Source organism: Arthrobacter sp. TB 26 (assembly GCF_000427315.1).
GTDB lineage: Bacteria > Actinomycetota > Actinomycetes > Actinomycetales > Micrococcaceae > Arthrobacter.
The window spans coordinates 2,582-7,585 of record NZ_AUPJ01000207.1 but is presented as its reverse complement, the minus strand read 5'-3'; the positions used below and the strand labels follow the sequence as shown (position 1 = coordinate 7,585).

Annotated in this window: 4 protein-coding genes and 1 riboswitch; of the genes, 1 reads left to right on the top strand and 3 read right to left on the bottom strand. The window is 66.5% G+C overall.

Annotation, left to right across the window (positions count from 1 at the left end; all coding sequences use genetic code 11):
• Positions 1 to 62 precede the first annotated feature (62 nt).
• The 3 genes from K789_RS0107375 to K789_RS0107365 form a co-directional block, all read right to left on the bottom strand.
• The gene (locus tag K789_RS0107375; RefSeq protein ID WP_024366204.1) at positions 63 to 800 is read right to left on the bottom strand and encodes a hypothetical protein; all 738 of its coding nucleotides are present in this window, start codon (positions 798 to 800) and stop codon (positions 63 to 65) included.
• Positions 800 to 959, bottom strand: a riboswitch (cyclic di-AMP (ydaO/yuaA leader). (Overlaps the previous gene by 1 nt.)
• 104 nt (positions 960 to 1,063) lie before the next feature.
• A complete protein-coding gene (locus K789_RS0107370; RefSeq protein WP_024366203.1) occupies positions 1,064 to 2,695 on the bottom strand; it encodes a sensor histidine kinase in 1,632 nt (543 codons plus the stop codon).
• A 21-nt stretch (positions 2,696 to 2,716) separates the two neighbouring features.
• Positions 2,717 to 3,457: a response regulator transcription factor gene (locus K789_RS0107365; RefSeq protein WP_024366202.1), complete on the bottom strand. Its 741-nt coding sequence runs from the start codon at positions 3,455 to 3,457 to the stop codon at positions 2,717 to 2,719.
• Between the two features lie 623 nt (positions 3,458 to 4,080).
• Here K789_RS0107365 and K789_RS0107360 point away from each other — a divergent pair.
• Positions 4,081 to 4,944: a winged helix-turn-helix domain-containing protein gene (locus K789_RS0107360; protein ID WP_024366201.1), complete on the top strand. Its 864-nt coding sequence runs from the start codon at positions 4,081 to 4,083 to the stop codon at positions 4,942 to 4,944.
• Positions 4,945 to 5,004: the final 60 nt, after the last annotated feature.

Here is a 5,004-nt window from a genome sequence, read left to right as displayed (position 1 = left end):
CCGGATCCAATGAATCCGGGGCCTCGCGTCCGTCCGGGCCTGAGGCCCGCGGTGCCTGCTGTTTAGTACCAGTTGTGCGCGTAGTGGAAGTTCAGGGCGCCGCACGGGGAGCCGTAGCGGTCCTTGACGTACTTCAGGCCCCAGTTGATCTGGGTCCGGTAGTTGGTGCGGTAATCGGCGCCCGCGCTGGCCATCTTCTCGGCCGGCAGGGACTGAACCACACCGTACGCGCCGCTGCTCGGGTTGGTGGCAGTCGTCTTCCAGTCCGACTCCTTGGTCCAAAGCTTCATCAGGCACTGCATCTCGTTGGCGGCCCAGCCGTGGGAGCCCAGCTGGCCGGCCGCGTAGGCCTGTGCGCCGGCAGGGTCGTCTACGGCAACCGGAGCAGGTTCCGGAGCGGGCGCGGGGGCCGGGGCAGCCGCCGGGGCCGGAGCTTCGGCGGGCTTCACCTCGGTGGACTGGGCCGCGACGTCGCCGGTGGGGACGGGGGTCTGGTTCGCCACCCGGACACGTTCAAAATCGAGGTGCGTCAGGGGGGCCGCCGTGACGGTTGATTCCGTGGAGTTGCTGGCGCTGGCAGTGCGGGCCGATGTCTCGGACGCCTGGCCGGCGGCTCCGACTCCCACAAGCACTGCACAAGCGGCAGCAACAACGGCCGTCCGGCGGCCGGTGGAGCCTACGCTGGTGCCAAACCGGGCCAGCGCGGAAGCGGGCTTGGCCGGCTCGGCGCGGTGACGGGATGCTTTGGAGCGGGTCGTTGCAGCGCCGTCAGGGCGCGTTTGTGCCTTGAATTCAGTCATGATCGCCTCTCAACGCCTGCGGAGTTAGCTGTCGGGTTCGGATGAGGTCATCCGGCCGCACGGAATCTCACGTGTCGGCTTCACCCCAAGGGTGCAATGTGCAGAAATGCCCGGGAACTCTGGGTCCCCCGCCTCTGCCTGGTCCAGCGGAATCCGGGAGGCGGCAGAGCTTGGCGTACATCCGGATATGCGGCCCTAGTGATGGCCGCACTCTAAAAACCGTACAGGACATGAACGGCTAAGTCACATTTCGGTAACAGCAATCACAGTGACGGTGTGGCGGCTTGCTCGCGATCCTGCCCGGCGGAGGCGCCGCCCCGGCTCGGCGGAGGAGAGGCCGGCAGGCGCACGGTGAACTCGGTCCGGCCGGGCACCGAGGTCACGCTGACCGTCCCGCCGTGGGCCTCGACGATCGACTGCACGATCGACAATCCCAGCCCGCTGGTTCCCTCGGCGGACGCGGCGGAAGCTGTCGCGACCGCAGCGGCGGCCGGGGCGCCGGGAAGTGTCCGGGGCGGGTGGATCGGAAGGCGGGGAAGGAGCTGCCGGCCGGGTGCCGGCGTCGTGCCGGTCACCGGGTTCTTCCGGGACGCGTCCGCGCGCGTGAACCGAGCAAAGACGCGGTCGACGAACTCGGGTGCGATCCCGGTGCCGTTGTCCGTCACGGTCATCACGGCACTTCCGTCGGATGCGCGCTTCACGCCGGTGACCACCATAGTGCCGGGGCCGGTGTGCTTGCGCGCGTTGGAGAGCAGGTTGGCCAGCACCTGGTGGAGCTGGGTCGCGTCCCCGCGGACCACCACCGGCTCCTCCGGGAGTTCCAGGTGCCAGACCCGGTCCGGGGCCATGACCTTCTCGTCGCTCACGGTCTCGATGGCCAGCTGGGTGAGGTCCACCTCGGTGAGCTTGAGGGGCTGGCCCTCGTCCAGCCGGGCGAGAAGGAGCAGGTCCTCCACCAGGGTGGTCATCCGTTCGGACTGGCTCTGCACCCGGGCGAGGGATTTTGCGCCGTCGGGGGTGAAGTGTTCGGTCATCCGCATCAGCTCGGTGTAGCCGCGGATGGCTGTCAGGGGTGTGCGCAGCTCGTGCGAGGCGTCCGCGACGAACTGGCGGACTTTCATCTCGCTCTTCTGCCGGGCTTCGAGTGCGTTGGAGACGTTGTCCAGCATCAGGTTCAGGGCATGGCCGACACTGCCCACCTCGGTGCCGGGATGAGCCGCGGTGGCCGGCACGCGCATGGCGAGCCCCACTTCCCCGGCGTCGAGCGGGAGGCGGGAGACCTGTGTGGCCACTTCGGAGAGCTGATCGAGCGGCTTCATGGTCCGGCGGATCAGCGCCGTCCCGGCAAGGCCGATCACAACGAGGCCGCCAGCGGACACGAGCACCATCGTCCAGACCAGCGAAGCCAGCGTGTTCTGTTTCTCGGCGAGGGGCAGTCCGGTGACGATCACGTCGCCGTCCGGGGTCTCGGCTGCCACCAGCCGGTAGGCCCCGGCGGACAGGGTCCGGTTTACGGGCTCGCTCCGGGTGGCGAGCTTGAGGAGAACTTCGTCGTCCTCGTCGGTGAGGGACTTCCTGGTGGCGTCGTCGGCGAGGAAGCCGGCGCTGCGGACGGAATCGTCCACGATCCTGGCGTTCAGGGTGCCGATTCCCTGGCCCCGCGCGTCCAAGGGATCGGCGCGGCCGCCGGTGCGGCCAAACTCGCGGGCGCGGTCGGCGGCCTGCACCAGTTGCTTGTCGAGCTGCCTGGTCAGGAAGGAGTCCATCGAGGCATAGCTGACGATGCCGACCGCGCCGCAGATCGCCACGAGCAGGGCCATGGTGACAAGGACAAGCCTGGTGCGAAGGTGCCAGGTGGAGGGGTTGCGCCAGTTGAGCCCCGAGGGGCCGAGCATGGCGGAGCGGTCAGGCACGGATCAGTCCGCCGGCTTCAGGACATAGCCGGCGCCACGCACCGTGTGGATCATGGGCGGATGGTTGGCGTCGACCTTCTTGCGGAGGTACGAGATATAAAGCTCCACAATGTTGGCCTGCCCGCCGAAGTCGTAGTCCCAGACCCGGTCCAGGATCTGGGCTTTGCTGACAACGCGTTTCGGGTTCTCCATGAGATAGCGCAGCAGCTCGAACTGGGTGGCGGTGAGGTGCAGTTCCTCACCCGCGCGACGCACTTCCCGCGTGTCGATGTTCAGGACCAGATCCCCGACGACGAGTTCGGCGGTATCCATCGCAGCCACTCCGGAACGCTGGACCAGCCGGTGCAGCCGGAGCAGCACTTCCTCCATGCTGAACGGCTTGGTCACGTAGTCGTCCCCGCCGGCAGCCAGGCCGGTGATGCGGTCCTGCACAGCGTCCTTCGCTGTCAGGAACAAGGCCGGCACCTCCGGCGCAAAGGCGCGGATCCGGCCCAGCAGCTCAACGCCGTCGAATCCGGGAAGCATCACGTCGAGTACCAGCACGTCGGGGCGGAATTCCTTGGCAAGCTTCATTGCTTCGGGTCCGTCGGCGGCGACGGCCACCGACCAGCCCGCCATCCGCAGTCCCATGCTCATGAGCTCGGAGAGGCTGGGTTCATCGTCCACGACCAGGGCGCGGATGGGGGAGCCGTCCGGATGGGTGAGCTGGGGGAGGTTGTTGGTCATGGAGTGCGAGTTGGCCATGGGACAACTCTCCGATCTGCCGGTTAAGCACGGCTTTGGGGATCCTGTGCGGCGCCTGTGAATCCCAGCCTAGCGAGCTGGACATCCGGCCCGGCTGGATGGGCGCTATTTCCCGGATCCTCCGGTGACCACTCTGTGGGACGCTGGACTTCCAATCGTAAGTACGCGAACGGTTTGACGGTTCGGGCCTGCCGTGAATGATTTTGGGAATTCGCCGGGTTTGATCGAATTATGTTCGAGCTTTCTGGACCTTCGACCGGTGATTTAACAGAACAGGTGTTATTTTATTGGGCGGTCAGAATTGTGATCTGCGCTACAATTCCGGGGTTTGTCTCACATCGTGGACTTTGGCGTCCAGTGTTACTTGCAAGTTTTCATTGTTACGTTGCACACTTCAATTGTGAACAAGAACTCAACAGCACCTGCAGCCGCAGTTTTTTGGATCAGCGCACCCGCTGGTACCGAGAAGCGCTGTTGTCGAATGCACGCCTAACTTTTACACCCCAAAGGTTTCTAGGCATTCGCCCCCAGCCCAGCGTCGGGCGCCCCTCCCCAGTTTTCATTGCGGGGAAAAGTAGCATTCGAGCCGCGATGACGGCCATTCACATTGAGGTAAGCAATCCATGTCAGTTGCATCCGGATACGTCCACATCTCCGTCCGTAACGCCAGCAAGGCCGGCCAGGCCTCCGGTATCCGCCAGGGCTTCGGCGGCCGGGCATCCTTCGCCCCCGCAGCCGCCGGCAACAGCTTCCCCGCCCCGGGCTATGCGCCGCAGGGATACAACCCCAACTCCTACGGACAGCTCCGCGCTGTTCCGCCGGCACCGGCCACGGCACCGACTCCCGTGATTGCCCCGGGAAGCGGCAGCCCCGTCCGTCCTGTCCCGAGCGACAACGTCGCCCGCGGTTTCGTGCTCTACATGGGGATCGATGAGGAAACCGCGGCGGCTGCCGGCACCTCCATTGCCAAGCTTGCCCAGGAAATCCGGGCCTACGCCCAATCGCTGGTGTCCGGCGCCGAAAGCTACGCCGCCGTCGCCGTCGCCCCGGCCAGCGCACCGGGCTCCGCGCTCGACGTCGTCCGTTCCACTTTCGGGGACCCCACGGTGGGCGCCCGCCAGCGGGCCGAGACCGCCCGCCTGCAGCAGCCCCAGGACCCGCGTCCGTCCGGCGTGCTGATCGACCTTGCCCGCCGCGAAGTGGCGCTCGACGGCGAATCCCTGAACCTGACGTTCAAGGAGTTCGAGCTGCTGAACTACCTCGTCGAGAACGGAACCCGCACTGTGGGCCGCGACGAGCTGCTCGAGGGCCTGTGGCGCAACGCCGAAGAGGTGCCCAACGAGCGGACCATCGACGTGCACATCCGCCGCCTGCGTTCCAAGCTCGGCCGCCTCGCCAACACCGTCCGGACGGTCCGCGGCCAGGGCTACCGGTTCTACGAGCACCCGGAAGTTGTGGTCTGGGCCGCTCCGGAATACTCGATCTAGCTTCCAGTCCACGCAAAGCGTCCGTCCCTTGACTGGGGCGGGCGCTTTTGCGTTTCCCCC